This is a genomic window from Pseudoalteromonas sp. SG43-1 (assembly GCF_014164415.1).
Taxonomy (GTDB): domain Bacteria; phylum Pseudomonadota; class Gammaproteobacteria; order Enterobacterales; family Alteromonadaceae; genus Pseudoalteromonas; species Pseudoalteromonas distincta.
Map to the genome: position 1 here is coordinate 22,852 of NZ_JACJFD010000008.1, position 16,914 is coordinate 39,765.

Sequence of the window (16,914 nt, forward strand, 5' to 3'; positions counted from 1 at the left end):
TCTCACTTGCTTGCTTGTTTTAACATTATGCCATCAGTGCGATAGCTACTATTAAGCGCATCAACAACCGACTGTGGAATAAACCCTTGTGCAGAACCTACTACGGCCTTACTTTCTAGCCCAACAATACGTGCATTAACAAGTACACCACCTTGATGGTTTACAAGCGTACCGGCTAGTACATACTTAAAGTTTTGATCTTGATTTAGCTCTAAATAGTCGCGACTAAATACAAAGTCGCCTGTTGAGGTAACGCGCATATAATCAGTTGTTTTAAAATCAATAACGGGTACACCAAAGCTGTGTAATTCATGCATGAAGCTTTCTGCAATTTGATTCCCTAGTAAGCTACCATCGTTGTAGTCTTCATCTAAAAAAATAAAACTCGAAACAGCTAATGGTGTTTGTTCACTTACGTACTGTAAGTTTTCAACCATGTCTTGCATTATGCCGCGCACATAATGGTTAATATTTTTACGCATTGGCGGTGTTGCTTTTGTGTAGTTATCTTGTGGAGCCATTCCTGACTGAAATAAGTTATCGTCAGAAACAGGCGCTGCAACGTCGCGTTGGTTACTCACCAGTTGATTGCTTTGCTCACTTTGTGGTGTTGCGGTGTCTGTATTCATTGTGCCTAGTATTTGAGAGCAACCAAAGCCCAGTGGTAAGCATAATGTAATTAATAGGTTTTTCATTTTGTGCTCCAAATTAGTATTCGCTTCGGTATAAAAGTCCGTCACGCTGCTGAATTTTCTCATTGCCCCACATTACATTAATTGGGATCTCGGTACTTCCCGCAGAGAGCACCTGTTTATTTTCTATATTCACAAGCCGTGCATTAACTATGTATGCATGCTGCTGGCGAGTCACTGTTCCTGTGATAACCAAGTCAATATTTTGGCGATTACGTAATTTACCTAAATCGCGACTTAAAATACTGTCTGAGTTTTCTGATAAAGAAAGGTTATTCCCAAGTCTGTACTCAACGGTGTGATAACCTAGTTGAGTAAATTGCGTAAGCAGACTTTCTTGGATCTGCTGACTTAAGCCTGAGGCCTGCCCTGTCACTAATTTTGTATCTAGTGCATCTGCATAAAAGAAGCTACTAACGCCAACACGTGCATTAGCATTTAATGCTCCGTTTAGGTGGTTAAGTTGCGACGTTAAATTAACTACATAGTCATTAACCGTAAAAGGAGCCATGGCTGCTTTAGGTGCATCTGTAGGCACACTTGGTTCTGGCGGTGGCACCAAGTTACAAGCAGCTAAATTTAAAAATAATAAAGGCAGTAAAAGGCGCATAATTGCCATCCTCTTCAAAACATACTGAGGATAAAGCAATTTGTATGCCGACTTAGCTATTGTGCGGTAAAAGGCTGATCTACGTAATAACTAACTAAACAATTTATATTTTGGCTCTTTAATTTTTGACAGTCAGCCATAGCGTTTTTTTTGTCTATGTATGCGCCTAGCTTTAAGCGGTTATACATAACTCCTTTTACATTTATTGTTTCAACATTCATTACAAAATTATCGCCTAGTAAGTTAGGAAGCTTTTTCTGTAGTTGCCTAAAAGCTAAAGAGAGTTGTTCTTTTTGCGTTATTGAAAGCACTTGTAAAGCAAATTTGGGATTAACTGGTTTTGTTACTTGTATATTCGAGTTATTAATTGTGTTGGTATTAACGATTTCTGCTTTTATTACTGGTGCATTTTTCTGCTCATTTTCTTTTGCAATTGTATTAAGTTGCGATATTAGTAAACTTAAGTCTTCTTCAATAAGTAATAAACGCGCAAGTTCAGGCCTCATATTTTGCCACTGCTGGGAGCTCATTTTTAGAGCTTCAAGTTCTTGCTTTGTTATTTTTACGTAGCTTTTTTCGTCAGCTATTTCCGTCTGAGTAATACTATTATCAATTGCTTTATTATTCGCACAACCATAACTTAGCAACATTGCACTGATTAAAAATATACATTGAACTCTTTTCATCCTAATTCCTTTAATGAAGTATTTCATGTGTTTCAATAACACACTTTAATCCTTGCGCTTTTACTGAGTCGCATACAGAGATAAGCTTTGGCGAACTATTTGTTGCGTACGCTAAGGCTAAAATAAATTTATTTTTAGCTTTATCATACATATAAAAAGCTTCTTGCTGCTCTATTCGTGGTGCTATTAAACGGTAATAAATTTTTAAGATATTTAACGAACTAAAACTTCCGGCATTGGCAATGCTTCCTGTTGTTGCACTGAGCGCCTTTAACGTTAAATCAACGCCCATTACTACATCTCCTTGAGGCGATAAATTAACTGTTATATTTTGAGTGTTGTTTAGCTGCTTGCGTTGTTTATATTCATCATCAATTACTGCTTTATACTGCCCCGGTTTAAGGTCTGTAAATAAATAATAGCCATCATATGCTGCTTGAGTTTGTGCAACTTGATCCCCTTTCTCATTCAATAGCGCTATATTTGCAAAGGGCTGGATCTGTGTTGTATCACCTTTTTGTTGATAAACAACTCCCTCCACTTCACTGGCATTATTTAATGCGAAGTCCATATACTCTACAAAACCAGCCCTTGGTGTAATAGAAAAACCCTCATTAGCTGGTATTAAAAACGGATCTTCAAAACTATTTCTATCTAGTATTATATCTGTTGTACGATTTGCTGGCATTGAAGTTAATAGCGCAACGCCGTGTTCGTCTGTAATTGCTTGACGATAATTGTGAACGCCTTTTACCTTTACGCCGCCAACACCGTGCTCATCATCAAAATAATACCGTTATTATTTTGATCTAAAAATACGCGTAACATTAAACTACCCGTGTTAGTTAAGCTGAGCTTAGAGACAAAATATGTGTTGTGTTCAACATCAAACCCTAAGCTAAAACGACTATAAATACCGAGCCGCCAATCATCGTTACTGTTGTAGTTTAAGTTACTCGTTAAACTAAACTTGTCGCTTTGCCAATTGAGTCCTAATTCGGCCGATTGAATATTATTACGAAGGGAATCAGTTATAGTCAGTTCGGCTTGTAAATCTCGGCCCAAGTTGCGGCTAAACTCAGCCTCGTAACTAACAAGCTCACTTACTGGCGATATACTATAATCTATACCAAACCTTGTGTAGGTTCTCCCAAAGCGCTTTTGAAAACGTGTTGTTCCAAAAGTACTCTTAGAGCTATCGTCTTGTTGCCACAGCAATTGGTTACTTAGTGCAAATCCTGAGTATGAGTAGTTGAACTGGTTGCGTACTTGTTTAAAACGCCCTCTAATATCACTATCGTCATATAAGACGTTATTTTGATAAGAAAGGCGTCCATAGGTATTATTCATTAGCCCACCAGCTAAATTTATTTGGTAGCTGTTAAAATCTTGCTGCTGTTCGTCGGTACGATTTGTAGCGCTAAAAAGTAGTGATTGTTCGGCAATTTGAGTTCGGGCTGTAAATTCAAATTCTTGTTCATTGTTATTATTTTTTTCAACATTCGCATTTAATAATAATCGGTCAAACAAGCTTATGTTGGTACCAAATGCATACTTAAGTAGATCGTCATCCGTATTTTTTTGACCTGATGTAGCAGTGTATACAGATATATTATCTGTAAGCCCTTGCTCATATCTACCCGCAACTTGCCAACCCTGCCCCTGCGAGCTTGAAACATTGTTATTTAGTAACTGCTTGCCTTGTTCAGTAACCGACAATTCATAGTTACCTTGTCCCTGCTTAAGTTGATTTCCGTCCACAAAGTAATAATCACTTTTACGCTCAACTTGACCTTGAGGCCCATAAAAAATAAGCTCAAAATTATTAGCTCCAAATAATAGGTTTATATTATCAAAAATATAACGCCCATCTGCGAGGCTAAGCTGTTGGTCTATTAATATTTCATTACGATACAGCTCTACATCCCAACCTGGCTGTATAGCACCGCTTAAGTTAACTTGGTTATTAACTATTTTTCTACTGGTTACATTATTAGAAACTTTAACACCTCGGGCATACTGACTACTGTAGTTATTACCTACTTGCGTGGCGATAACATCACCAAAAGATATTTCAGTAGGCATGAAGCTGTTTTTTATTTCTTTGTCTAAGTTTTGCTTTGTAAACGTTAACCTAGAGTTGGTAAGTAAGTCAGTACTTCGTCCAGACAAAAAATACTCTGCAGATAAATACGCAAAGTCTTGAGTGCCTAAAAGTGAATAGTTCGTAGAATGTCTATCATCGCTCGCGGTAAAATTTAGTTGTAAGTCGGCAACCGGAGAAGATAGCGCTTTATATGGGCTAGCTTTCCATGGGAGCGTAGGTGGCGATCTCTTGTTAGGTGATTTTAGGTTGCGCGACTGTCTGTATCTTTGTTGTTCAACCGGTAAGGGGATCTCTGAGCTTATAAGTAATTCTAAATCTGGGTAATCAATATTAAACTCTAGATTTAAAGCATTATGTAAACTTTGAATATCTACATAAATATCATCTTCAATGGTAACTTGATTTTTTGCTAATAAGTAGCTCTGTGTAGGACTAGTAAATACAGCGGGTGTAACCGCTGCATTTAGAAAAAGAGGTTGTTGATTTGCTCCAACACCTTGAGCAATTCGATTGCTAGCATCAACATTCATTGCAAATTGTAGAATATCAAATAAGTCGCTTAAACTAACTTGTACACTTTGCTCGCTTTTAATTGCTGCAACTTCACCTAAGTAGTATGAGTTTAAATAAAGCGAAAGTATTAATAACTCGCCTGTGGCGATTCGCTGTTGCTGATTTTCTTTGTTTTTATAATCAATTACTTCAACGGGCTTAGTTAGCTTTAGTTCAATTGCGCGTAGTGTTGTTAAAGCATCCCCCACGGAAGAATTAGGATTAGCTATTACACTATTACTAAGCAAACTACTTATGCTTAGTAATAGTGCATACAATAAATTATTTAGCGTCATTCACAATTAAAACATTAAGTGATTGTGAGGTTAGAGGCAGAGTGTATTGTGCAAATGTAAGGTCTTTATATTCTTGACTGCCTTCATATTTAAAAATGACTTTTCCTGCTTTATCTAAATTTTTGTCACTAAATAAACTAAGGGTTACAAACGCATTATCCACTTCTGGATAAATACTTAAATTACCAATTTCTGCAATTTTAACTTGCTCGTTATTGCTATCAACAAAGTAAGCACTTAATTTACCGTAGCTACTAAACTTACCTTCTCGTTTTATATTCAATAAAAACTGAGGACGTTGATTGCTTTCATTTAGCACTAGCTTAGCTTGTTCTATGGCAACTTCTGGCTGTTTCATGTCTTTACGTAACAAAATAGGAATGCTGTAGCTCATAATCATATTAACTTTTATTGAGCTTGTTTTATTAGTATTTTCACCAGGCAATGCTTGAAATAGAAGATGAGAGCGGTACTCACCAGAAGCTAGACCTTTAGGTTTACGTATTGCTATTTTTACTGTTTGTTTTTCACCAGGTGCTAAACGCATTTGTTTTGGTGACAAACGTGCCATTGAACTTAAACTTTCGCTTGTAGCCTCTGCCAACTGTATGTAGCCACCGCTAGGTTGCGCTTGCTTCTCACTCCATAAAACACGATATGTTTGATATTCATCCCCCGTATTAATTACGGTAACTTTAGCGGTTCGTTGACGTTCATCAAAACTAATACGGGTTGGAGAGATAAGTAAATTTGCGTATGCATTTTTTCCTAAAATACATACACTCAGTGCGAGCAGCACTACAACTTTATAAAGCATGTTTTTCCTTTAGTAATCAATCGTAATTTCTAATTGGGTGTCAGTAATAAAACTACCATCTAAGTAACTTTGGCTAGTCCCTGTCGTTATTAAACGGCCACCTACTTTGAGTAAAAGATCTCCAAATTCATCGCTAGTTTGCGTGCTTGGTAAATCCACTAATACAACCGAAAACTTGGCACTATTAGCTCCAAGTACTTCACTTTGCAATGTAGAGTCACTCATTTTATTAAACGATATTTGAGTAAGCGGAGGTAAATCGGTAAATAAAAGTTCTGCGGGATTCCCCTCAGTTAATACGTAAATACTACCAAATGTGGTTATTTCACCATTGTGGTTAATCGTGATAGAGCTTAAAGTATTATTTTGAAGGATAACTAAAGTGCCAAAATTAAGCGCTTCTTGTTGTATGCTTGCGCTATAGGCTTGCTCGCTAAACATTAACGAAAGCCAAGCAGAAACATACAAAAAGCGCATTGTTTGTTTAAACACTAATTAATATGACACTTCAATATTAAAGCTACCAGAATACTCACCATCAGGGTAATCCACACTTGATGCGTTTGATGAAGTAGAAAGAGTCGCGCCTATATTAAATGATACAGCGCCATCAGCACCAGCTTGTAGGTTAGGAGTACCCTGCGTATAAAGCGCTCCTGCATTTGTTCCGCTCGTTATAAAGTAAGTCCAAGCATCTACAGTAAAATCAGGTTCATTTAAGCCTTGGCCAGCTAAGGGTAGTATCAAAGTATTTACTGGGTCGCTAATGGTTAAAATAGAGTTTGGTACTACATCTGACACACTGAAAGCACCCGCTTCACCACCTTCAATTATTGAGATACTCGCAGCGTTACCAGTTGGATTATCTTGTGAAGTAACAGGGCTCGCAGCTGGATCAGGATTAACTGTCAGCGTTGCTTGTTCGGCGCCTAATGGATCTGAAATAGCACGAATAGTACCAAAATTTAAATCGTTATCTTTTGTGAGTACTACAGCATTTTGTACTGTTACTTTCGCTTCAAATGACTCTGTAGCAGCATAAGTGCTAAACGAGCTGACCACGGTGGCTACAGCTAATGCAGATAAATAAAACTTCATGCTAAATCCTTATAAGAAAATGGGCTTTATCAAATATTTGCCCAACTATAGTTAGTATCGACTATTAGTACAAATACTTTAATACTATATAAGTTTAAAAGTCCTAATTTATTAATTATATTGGTTTTCCGACAAAAGCAGCAATATTACATACTTGATCAAGCTGATTAGCTAAATAACAAAACGCACTTACTTGAGCATCGTTTTTAAATGGACCTACACGTAATCCATACAAAGTCATATTATTATTTTTACGTTCAAACATAGTAAAATTAAATTGAGTAAATGCACTAGGGTATAATTGCTTAAGCCTTTCGACTCTTGCTCTAACAAGCTCTGGCTTTAAATACCAACCAAGCTGTGCTCCAATTTTAGTTTCATCTGTTAAGGTGAGTTCTGAGTTTTGTAAGTTTGGTGTTTTTACTTCGGGAGTGTTATTTAGTGCCGTCGGTTCCAAATTCTGTGAAGGCTGATTACCATAGGTGATATCGATTTTACTTTGCATGAGTAAAGGAGGGTTTTCAGTTAATTCACTTTGAGACGATAACGCCATAATTAATAGCTGTAAATCATCTTCCATAGCAGTTAAACGACCAATGCTTTCTTGCTGTAAGTGCCACTGCGAAACATACTCTTTTACTTGTTTATCAGTTATTAAAGAATGCTGCACGCTCTCGTTATTTACAGTTGCGCTGCTGCATCCATATAAATAAAAAGATAAGAATAAAACTGATATTAAATGACAAGACTTCAAATACCGCATTGCAAAATGCACTCTACTAACCAAGATAATAAATCAAAGCAAATTTTGCGCCAATTTATAGCAACTTTTTAATTAAGTAGTCTATTTTGAAGTAAGAAAACCGAGTTGATAACAAAACAAAATTGCATTATTTAATTACTATCACTAATTATTGCTGTATTGCTCTAGCTACTGCCTCCGTGCACTCGTATATCAAAATTATTAGCGATAATTGCGTCAGGTTTAATCCCCAGATTGATTAGGTATTATTACAGATTGATATTACGTAATACGGGCTACAGCCTTACTGGCTTATCGGTGTAGTTACTTACTATACAATCGAGTTTATACAGCTTGAATACGTCACAATCTGCTTTTGCATTTTTAAAGTTTTGGTAAGAGCCTAGTTTTAGTCTGTAAAACATTTTGTCGTTTATCTTGGCGGTTTCTACGTTAGTCAATATTTTGTCTCTAAATAACGGTGCTGCTTTAGTATTTAGCTCTTGCCATGCTTTAGCCACACCTTGCTCTGAATCAACCGAAGCTACTTGCAAAGCAAATACATGTTTTGGTTTATTTAATTTTACAGCTTGTTTTTTATTACTGTAGTTTTGTTTAACTTGTTGGCGTGACTTAACATTGCGTGTGTTTCGTGGTGAACGTACAGACTTGCTGCTATACCCTTGATTAGACTGCGCAATTGCTTTGCTGTTTATAATATCAATATGATTTACGAGATAAGTTATTTCTTTTTCTAACCTTAAAATTCGCTCTATGCCTTCACGAGCTTGTTGCCACTGCATTGCGGCATCTTTTAGCTGAGCAAGCTCCAAGGCTGTAATTGATACGTAGTCAGGCGAGTTACTTTGAGGCTGTTCATCAATAGTTTTTATTTCAGGCGTAACGCTGCATGCTGTGCCAAATAAAAGCATTAGCAAGCTGAATAAAAACCCAATGTTATTTTTTTTATATATAAACATGTATTTGCTGTCCTGAAAGCAGTGTTCTTACACTACATTTCAGTTAAACATTCTCACAAGAAAGCGTTTAACTTTATTTAAGCTGTGAGCTATAAAACTTAGCTCTTCGCATGCTTGTCAGTGTTTTGTAAAACACAACGTTGCATACTCCCACCCTTCCTTGAGAGCATTATTTAATACAAATTTAATGCCAGTTAACACAAACTTTACAACATAAATAACAATATGTCTGTAATGACCTAAAAATTTTATTTTTAAAGAGGCTCCTTTCTTATTTTACTCTAGGGCCTGTTGACCTTTCAGGATTAAAACTTGTTCAATCTAGGGGCTATTTAATCGCGGCGCGAGGTTTGTAACCTAGTGGGCTCGATAACTGCTCCTGCGTTATTCTACTGACTTACATCCCTGTAAGAATAAGTAAAAACCGAGTAAAGCTTCCGCGTCCTGCTCACGCCCCTTACCTACATCCATGTAGGCAACAAAGAGTAAATTGCCCCGAGGCAGAACCCTTCGGGCAGCGCATGTTTGGCATCTATACTACGTTATCACCTATTTATGGGGAATAACCACACTACATAGGCTCTGCCTTGCCTAAATACCAAACAGCCTGCTGCAAATTTAGCCTCGAAAGATAAACAGGCCTGATAAAACTCATAAAAAAGGCGCCGATATAGGCGCCTTTCATGATTTACATTAACTGTTAAATCAGTTTTTTAATAAATGACTTTAATTCATCAGCAAATTCATCGCGACGAAGTGCAAATTCAATAGTCGCTTTTAAATAACCAATTTTACTTCCACAATCGTGGCTACGGCCTTTTATAGCGTATGCATCTACTTTTTCGTGTTCCATTAACATCGCAATTGCGTCAGTTAATTGAATTTCATTGCCTGCTCCTTGCGGAGTTTTTGCAAGTAACGGCCATATGTTTTCGCTTAATACGTATCGACCCACTACAGCTAAGTTAGATGGCGCTTCGTCTACTGGCGGTTTTTCTACCATGTTAAAAATTGGCGAGCTTTCACCTTGTTTTAAGTCAACATCGCCTAAATCAACCACACCAAACTTATCTACTTCATCCATTGGTACTGGCTCAACCATTATTTGGCTATGCTTGTTTTGCTCAAAATTAGCGATCATTTCTGCTAAGTTATCTTTTTTAAGATCGCTCTCTACATCGTCAATAATTACATCCGGTAGAATAACTACAAACGGTTCGTTACCAATAATAGGCGCAGCACAACTAATAGCATGGCCTAAGCCTTTTGCTTCACCTTGGCGTACGTGAATAATGGTTACGTCTTTAGGGCAGATTGCTTGCACTTCGGCAAGTAGTTGCCGCTTTACACGCTTTTCTAAAGTAGCTTCTAGTTCAAAGCTCGTATCGAAGTGATTTTCGATTGAATTTTTACTTGAGTGAGTTACTAACACTATTTCTTTAATGCCTGCAGCAACGGCTTCGTTTACTACATATTGAATTAAAGGACGGTCTACCACTGGCAGCATTTCTTTAGGAATTGCTTTAGTGGCTGGTAACATACGAGTACCAAGGCCTGCTACTGGGATCACTGCTTTCATTTTATGTTTTCCTTAATCTTTTATTATACTGAAAATGGATATTGAATCGCTTCGTGGCATTGATAGCCTGTTACTTCAAAGTCGTCTCGTGTTACCCACGTTTCTATGTCTTTTAATGATTTAATTTCTGGATTAATTTTTAACTGAGGTGATGCAAATGGCTTACGCGTTAACTGCACATCACGCATCAGCTCAAGTTGGTTTTCGTAAATATGTGCATTAGCAATTTTATGATACGCCTTACCCGCTTTGTGGCCGGTAATTTGAGCCACTAGCGCAAGCAACACAAAACACTGAATTTGATTAAAATTAAGGCCAAGTGGCACATCACAGCTTCGCTGGTATGACGTTAAATATAGCGTATCACCAAGTAAGGAGAAAGTGTGTGTATGCATACACGGGCGCAGGCAACCAAGCTCAAACTCACCTGGATTATAAAACGTGATTATTTCACCACGGTCATCAATGCCATTTTTTAAGTTATTAATAACTTTGGAAAGCTGATCAAGCGTTGAGCCATCTGGTCGTTGCCAACCACGACCTTGTACGCCGTAAACACGCCCCATGTCATCCTCACCTTTACGGTTAGGATTATTAAGCCATGCATTGTTATCGTTTGCGTTAGCATCCCACGTTTTACAGCCAATTTCACGAAATTGCGCAGCGCTGTCGTACCCGCGTAAATAGCCTAGCAATTCAGCAATCGCTGCTTTGTAGTAACTTTTGCGTGTAGTGATCATCGGAAACTGATTATTAGCCACATCGTATTCTAAATCAGCATTGATAACGGTTAAACAACGCGTACCTGTACGTTTATTTTCGACCCACTGCCCTTCGTCAACAATACGCTGACATAATTCTAAATATTGTTTCATGCGTTACTTCTTATTATGCTTTAGCTGTGGTTATTTGTTTAGGTTGTTTATATGCCCAAATTAATAAGCCTAAACCACCTACAATCATAGGTAACGAAAGTATTTGTCCCATTGATATAAAGTCGGCAAATAAACCTAATTGTGCATCGGGTTGGCGGAAATATTCAATACAGAATCTAAACACGCCATAACCTAATAAAAATACACCGGCTACGCTGCCTGCTGGACGTGGTTTTTTAATAAACCATTGCAGGATTAAAAACAGCACTAAGCCTTCAAAAAATGCTTCGTATAATTGCGATGGGTGACGCGCAAGCGGACCGCCCGTTGGAAATACCATTGCCCATGGCACGTCGGTAACACGCCCCCATAATTCACCGTTTATAAAGTTACCAATACGTCCAGCTAAAAGCCCTACAGGAACCAGCGGTGCAACAAAGTCGCCCACTTGAAGAAGCGACTTTTTACGCGTCCACGAAAAAATTGCGACGGCAGTTATAACGCCAAGTGTTCCACCATGAAACGACATACCGCCCTGGTCTATTCTAAATAAATACAGTGGGTTTTCTATAAAGTAACTAAACTGGTAAAACAATACGTAGCCAATACGCCCACCTAGTATTACCCCTAACATGCCGTAAAACAGTAAATCGCTTACTTGCTCTTTAGTCCAACCCGAATTTGGCTTTGATGCTTGACGATTTGCAAACCACATCGCAAATGCAAAACCTATTAAATACATTAAGCCATACCAACGTACGCTTAGCGGTCCAACAGAAAAAATAATTGGATCAATTTGAGGAAACTCAAGTGCCATAAAAAATAAACCTTTAGCTAAAAACCATTTTAATTGCGATAACTACAAGCAGCACCGCGAAAACTTTCTTAATTGTATTAACAGGTAAATAGTGAGTTGCTTTGGCGCCAATAGGCGCAACAAACCACGAGGTAATAACAATTCCAAATAATGCAGGTAAATAAACAAACCCAGCAAAACCATGCTCTAAATCGGTAACATGCCAACCTGCGCTGATGTAACCAACAGAGCCAAATAATGCTATAACAATTCCGCACGCGGCTGCGCAGCCAATTGCTTTTTTTATATCAACCGAAAAGTAATTAAGCATAGGTACTATTAAAGCACCACCACCAATACCAATTAAACCTGATAATCCGCCCATTATCGCAGAAAATCCACCTAAAATAGGACCTGCCGGAAACGGTTTATCTGACATCGGTTTATTACGCGCGGATAGCACCATTCTTGCTGCAATAAATACAACACTTATAGCAAACACTGTACGCAATATTTGTTCAGGGATTAAACTTGCTGCAAAGCCACTAATAAGTGCACCTAAAGCCACGCCCGACATAACCCATGGGGCAATATCCCAAGGCACGTTATCATTTTTATGATGAGCCAGCGCTGAAGACGTTGAAGTAAATAAAATAGAGGCGAGTGAGGTTGCAATAGCAATTACTAATACATGATCAGCTGACGTTACATTAAATGACAGTAGCAGAGTGCTTAAAACTGGAACGATAATTAAACCGCCACCAATGCCTAGTAACCCAGCTAAAAACCCAACAATACAGCCTAGTAGTGCGCAGCTTGCGACTAACAAACCTAAGTCATACATAGTAATCTCAAATACCCTTTTAAGGTTTATATATTAAAGGATTATAAAACTAATAGCATCTGTGTATTGCAATTAATTAGGCGTATAAGCTTATTTAGGAGTGTAAAACAAATCACCTAATTTATGCTCTAGCATAAAGCTTCGCGTTAAACGTAGTACTTGTTTGGCTGTGGATTGCGCTAAGCATTCACTTAATAGTTGTTCCATGTCACTGACATTTAAACGCCTAAGTACCCATTTAACTTTATTAAGCGATGATAAATTCATACTAAGGCGCCTGTAACCCATGGCAATAAGCAAAATAGCCCCTTCAGGATCGCCGCCTAGTTCACCACACAAACTAAATGGCAGTTCATATTGCTCACATTCACGCGCTACTTTATTTAGTACCCTGAGTACGCCCGGGTGATAAGGGTTAAAAAGTTCGGCAACTCGTGCATTAGCCCTGTCTACTGCTAATAAATACTGTGTTAAATCGTTACTACCTACTGAGCAAAAATCGACTTTTTTTGACCACTCTGGAAGCATAAATACACTTGAAGGTACCTCTAGCATTATCCCTATGTCGGGTCTTTCTATGGTTTGCTCTGGGTATTTTTCACTTAACTCAAAATAAGCCTGTTCAAATAACGCAAGTGACTCATCAACTTCTTCAGTGCCGCTGATCATAGGGAGCATTATTTTTAGATTTCCTAAACCAATATTGGCTTTAAGCATCGCTTTTAGTTGATCTAAAAATAACTCTGGGTGATCAAGGCTAATACGAATGCCACGCCAACCTAAAAATGGGTTTTCTTCGGTAATGTTAAAGTAATCGAGTACCTTATCGCCCCCAATATCCAATGTACGCATAACCACAGGATTAGGATGATAGCTAGTTAGTACTTCTCGGTACCAGTTTTCTTGCTCTGATTGCGAAGGAAACTGACCCTTTTGCATAAACCACGCTTCGGTTCGATAAAGCCCCACACCGTCACAAATATGCGCGCTACTTTGCTCGGTATTAAGCTCAAGGCCTGCGTTTAATAATAAGCTAACATGCTCACCGTCAAGCGTAATTGATTCAGAGTCTTGCTCTGCTAAAAAGCGGTTATTAAGTAGGTTATCTTGATGCTGTAACTCTGTGTATTCATCCATCAACATTTGCGAAGGCGATATATATAAACGCCCAGCAAATGCATCTAAAATCATCGGTTTGCCATTAAACTGCAGTAGAGGTAAATCTTCTATACCCCAAATGGCAGGGATCCCCATCGCACGCGTTAATATAGAAGCATGGCTATTTGCAGAGCCATTTACGCTTACAACGCCTGTTAAGTGACCTTTTGGCACCTCAGCTAGCATGGCGGGTGTTAAGATATTAGCAATTAAAATAGTGTTGGCCGGATAATTTTTAACAGCGTGCTCGGTATTTACAAGATGGTGTAATACGCGAAGACCAATGTCTTTAACGTCAACAGCACGCTCTTTTATATAAGGGTCTTGCATGGCATTAAATTGAGATATTAAACGCTCTATTACAATTTTTAGGGCGCTTTTAGCACACCAGCCTTCTTGTAATTGCATTTCAACATTATGCCCTAAACTTTTAGCATCAAGCAGTTGTTGATACACATCAAATACCGCAAGAGCTTCGTGCGGAATAGAATCGCTTAGCGTCATAGATAGGGTATTAAACTCTTTGCGTGTTGCAGCTACAGCTTGAGTAAATAAACGGCGCTGCTCAGTAACGTCACTGTCTTTTAAAAGCTCAATAGATTTAAAATCGAGTTTTGGTAATACTACAAATGCTTGCCCTATACCTATTCCAGGTGCGCTCGATACGCCTTTTAAAACAGACGTTTGATGAGATGACTCATCTTGGCGGAGTATTTCTTTAATTTCAGCATGCGCTAACTGTGAAGCAAGTTGAGCAGAAAGCGTTATTAAAAACGACTCTTCGTCTTGGCTAAATACACGTGCCATTTTTTGTTGAACAACAATAACACCCAGTACTTTTTTTTGATGAACAACGGGTACAGATAAAAAAGCGTTGTAGCCTTCTTCATTTACTTCGGGGGAGAGCTTAAAGCGAGGATGTGATTTAGCAAATGCAATATTAATAGGTTCTTCGCGTTGTGCTACTAGGCCCACTAAGCCTTCGGTAAACCCAATTCTAAACTTACCCACCGCATCAGGATTTAACCCTTCGGTAGCCATAAGTACAAAATTGTCTTGGCTGTAATCTGCAAAATAAATGGAGCAGCACTGGGTTTTCATGGCATCTTTAACCATTTGCACAAAGCACACTAATGCGCTGTCTAAATTCGCTTGTCGCGATACAGACTCCGCAATAGATCTCAGTGTAGCCAGCATACCCTGCTCCTTTATTGTATCGAGAAATTACTACCTTTTACTTCGCCAATGATCTTTATGTTGTTCTCTCTTATTAAAAGGCATGGCGAAAGGAGCAAACTCTTTCATTACTCGTCGATAAACATCCCGTTTAAACGATACAACCTGTCTTACAGGATACCAATAACTTACCCAGCGCCAATCATCAAACTCTGGATGATGGGTTTTAAGTAAATTTACATCTTCGTCTTTACAGCGTAATTTTAGTAAAAACCATTTTTGTTTTTGCCCAATACACACCGGACTAGAGTCTCGGCGGATTAATCGTTTGGGTAATTTATAGCGTAACCAATGTTTTGAGCTTGCGACTATTTCTACATCTTCTGGTCGCAACCCTACTTCTTCGTGTAATTCACGGTACATGGTTTGTTCTGCAGTTTCGCCATCATCAACACCACCTTGGGGAAATTGCCAAGAGTGTTGACCATAACGTCTGGCCCAAAAAACCTGTCCCTGATTATTGCAAATCACAATTCCGACATTGGCACGAAAACCTTCGGCATCAATCACCTTAGTGCCTCATTTGTAAGTCGATTTTTAATGATTGTTCCACATTAGCCGCAATACGGCAAATACTATTATACCCAAGCCAATTAGTGAGCTAAGTTTGAGCTTTTAGTATGTTGATAAATTAATAGAGAATAGGTAAATATTTAGAAAATAACTCAGCAAAGCTATTGCGGTTCTTGTTTTCCTCTAGTTACTCACAGTTTGTGCATAACTTTTGTAAAACACGCTCATTTTGCAAACAAATCCACAATATTAGATCTTAAAACTTAGCTTCTCCACAGATTCTGTGGATAAACATGTTCATATAGTTGTATTTATCCTTACAACTTTGAAATGGCTTAATCAAAACTGAACGTGCACATTTAAAAAAACCTGCAGAGTCAGTAACTTAAAGTAAAGTAGCTTAATTTCAATATGTGCAAAATTAACACAAACAACAGGCGGGCAAAAAACGTACAACCCTAAAGATATCCACGGCTTAGCCTATTTGCTATCATGGCTATGGTATTTATACAACCGAAATTAAGAATATGCGACCTACAAAACCACACTCAATAAACGACTTAATGCAGCGCGTTAACAGTATTGCCGGATTAACACTTGGGCAACTTGCAAACCAGTACTATTTTAAAACACCTGATGATTTACTACGTGAAAAAGGCTGGACTGGGCAACTCATTGAATACGTACTAGGCGCTACTGCAGGCTCAAAACCCCTCCCCGATTTTGAAGATTTAGGAATTGAGCTAAAAACACTGCCTATTTCTTATAAAGGTAGGCCACTGGAAACTACGTTTGTATCGGTTACACCTTTAATGAACGTGACGGGAATGACGTGGCATACCAGCTCTGTGCGTAAAAAACTAAATCATGTTTTATGGCTGCCAATTTTAAGCGAACGTGATATTGCGCCGTTTGACAGAACCATCGGCAGCGGCTTTTTGTGGCAGCCTTCACCTGAACAAGACGCTTTGTTACAGCGCGACTGGGAAGAGCAAATGGAGCTAATTGCGCTAGGTAGAGTCGACGAAATATCAGGCCATTTAGGCGATGCTATGCAAATACGCCCCAAAGCTGCTCATAGTAAAATAGTCACTGATGCTATTGGCCCAAATGGGCAAATAATTAAAACCCTACCCCGTGGTTTTTATTTAAAAACCAGTTTTACAGGTGATATTTTAAAGCAGCAGTTTCAGCTATGAGTGCGTAAGAAGTTAAAGCATGAGTAAAGCGTTATACTTTTGTGCTCCACTCTTTAGTGCTGCGTACATCAACAAGCTTAAAGCATACAATTTATTTTCATCTCTTTGGAAAAAGTATCAGGCATAAAAAATCC

General features: G+C 38.3%; 17 protein-coding genes. 1 reads left to right on the plus strand and 16 read right to left on the minus strand.

Annotated features, from left to right (window positions below; all coding sequences use genetic code 11):
• Positions 1-2: 2 nt before the first annotated feature.
• From H5159_RS07975 to rppH, 16 genes are all read right to left on the minus strand, one after another.
• The gene (locus H5159_RS07975; protein WP_024589981.1) at positions 3-695 is read right to left on the minus strand and encodes a FlgO family outer membrane protein; all 693 of its coding nucleotides are present in this window, start codon (positions 693-695) and stop codon (positions 3-5) included.
• A 13-nt stretch (positions 696-708) separates the two neighbouring features.
• Positions 709-1,302: a FlgO family outer membrane protein gene (locus H5159_RS07980; RefSeq protein ID WP_182732731.1), complete on the minus strand. Its 594-nt coding sequence runs from the start codon at positions 1,300-1,302 to the stop codon at positions 709-711.
• A 56-nt stretch (positions 1,303-1,358) separates the two neighbouring features.
• The gene (locus H5159_RS07985) at positions 1,359-1,988 is read right to left on the minus strand and encodes an SPOR domain-containing protein (RefSeq protein WP_024594916.1); all 630 of its coding nucleotides are present in this window, start codon (positions 1,986-1,988) and stop codon (positions 1,359-1,361) included.
• Between the two features lie 10 nt (positions 1,989-1,998).
• Positions 1,999-2,676: a hypothetical protein gene (locus tag H5159_RS21045; protein WP_259399102.1), complete on the minus strand. Its 678-nt coding sequence runs from the start codon at positions 2,674-2,676 to the stop codon at positions 1,999-2,001.
• Between the two features lie 68 nt (positions 2,677-2,744).
• On the minus strand, positions 2,745-4,895 hold the full coding sequence (locus tag H5159_RS07990; protein ID WP_259399103.1) for a hypothetical protein: 2,151 nt from the start codon (positions 4,893-4,895) through the stop codon (positions 2,745-2,747).
• 34 nt (positions 4,896-4,929) lie between these two features.
• Positions 4,930-5,760, minus strand: coding sequence for a molecular chaperone (locus H5159_RS07995; RefSeq protein ID WP_182780113.1), 831 nt, complete (start codon positions 5,758-5,760; stop codon positions 4,930-4,932).
• A 9-nt stretch (positions 5,761-5,769) separates the two neighbouring features.
• Positions 5,770-6,252: a DUF4402 domain-containing protein gene (locus H5159_RS08000; RefSeq protein ID WP_182780114.1), complete on the minus strand. Its 483-nt coding sequence runs from the start codon at positions 6,250-6,252 to the stop codon at positions 5,770-5,772.
• A 3-nt stretch (positions 6,253-6,255) separates the two neighbouring features.
• Entirely contained in the window at positions 6,256-6,858 is a 603-nt protein-coding gene (locus H5159_RS08005) for a DUF4402 domain-containing protein (RefSeq protein ID WP_170071817.1), read from the minus strand.
• 115 nt (positions 6,859-6,973) lie between these two features.
• Entirely contained in the window at positions 6,974-7,528 is a 555-nt protein-coding gene (locus tag H5159_RS08010) for an SPOR domain-containing protein (protein ID WP_182780115.1), read from the minus strand.
• 368 nt (positions 7,529-7,896) lie between these two features.
• Positions 7,897-8,580, minus strand: a complete 684-nt coding sequence (locus tag H5159_RS08015; RefSeq protein WP_182716105.1) for an SPOR domain-containing protein — start codon at positions 8,578-8,580, stop codon at positions 7,897-7,899.
• A gap of 700 nt (positions 8,581-9,280) precedes the next feature.
• Positions 9,281-10,159 (minus strand): UTP--glucose-1-phosphate uridylyltransferase GalU, encoded by an 879-nt coding sequence (gene galU / locus H5159_RS08020; protein ID WP_002958699.1) that lies wholly within the window; start codon positions 10,157-10,159, stop codon positions 9,281-9,283.
• Positions 10,160-10,182: 23 nt separating this feature from the next.
• Positions 10,183-11,034 (minus strand): thymidylate synthase, encoded by an 852-nt coding sequence (locus H5159_RS08025; RefSeq protein WP_182716104.1) that lies wholly within the window; start codon positions 11,032-11,034, stop codon positions 10,183-10,185.
• A gap of 13 nt (positions 11,035-11,047) precedes the next feature.
• The gene (gene lgt, locus H5159_RS08030) at positions 11,048-11,851 is read right to left on the minus strand and encodes a prolipoprotein diacylglyceryl transferase (RefSeq protein ID WP_002958701.1); all 804 of its coding nucleotides are present in this window, start codon (positions 11,849-11,851) and stop codon (positions 11,048-11,050) included.
• A 13-nt stretch (positions 11,852-11,864) separates the two neighbouring features.
• Positions 11,865-12,674 carry a sulfite exporter TauE/SafE family protein gene (locus H5159_RS08035; RefSeq protein ID WP_182780116.1) on the minus strand — a complete coding sequence of 270 codons (810 nt, stop codon included), beginning with the start codon at positions 12,672-12,674 and terminating at the stop codon, positions 11,865-11,867.
• Positions 12,675-12,764: 90 nt separating this feature from the next.
• Positions 12,765-15,029, minus strand: a complete 2,265-nt coding sequence (gene ptsP, locus H5159_RS08040; RefSeq protein ID WP_182673372.1) for a phosphoenolpyruvate--protein phosphotransferase — start codon at positions 15,027-15,029, stop codon at positions 12,765-12,767.
• Between the two features lie 30 nt (positions 15,030-15,059).
• Positions 15,060-15,578 carry an RNA pyrophosphohydrolase gene (gene rppH / locus H5159_RS08045; protein ID WP_002958704.1) on the minus strand — a complete coding sequence of 173 codons (519 nt, stop codon included), beginning with the start codon at positions 15,576-15,578 and terminating at the stop codon, positions 15,060-15,062.
• 530 nt (positions 15,579-16,108) lie between these two features.
• Here rppH and mutH point away from each other — a divergent pair.
• Positions 16,109-16,780, plus strand: a complete 672-nt coding sequence (gene mutH, locus H5159_RS08050) for a DNA mismatch repair endonuclease MutH (protein ID WP_182693772.1) — start codon at positions 16,109-16,111, stop codon at positions 16,778-16,780.
• The last annotated feature ends 134 nt before the right edge of the window (positions 16,781-16,914 follow it).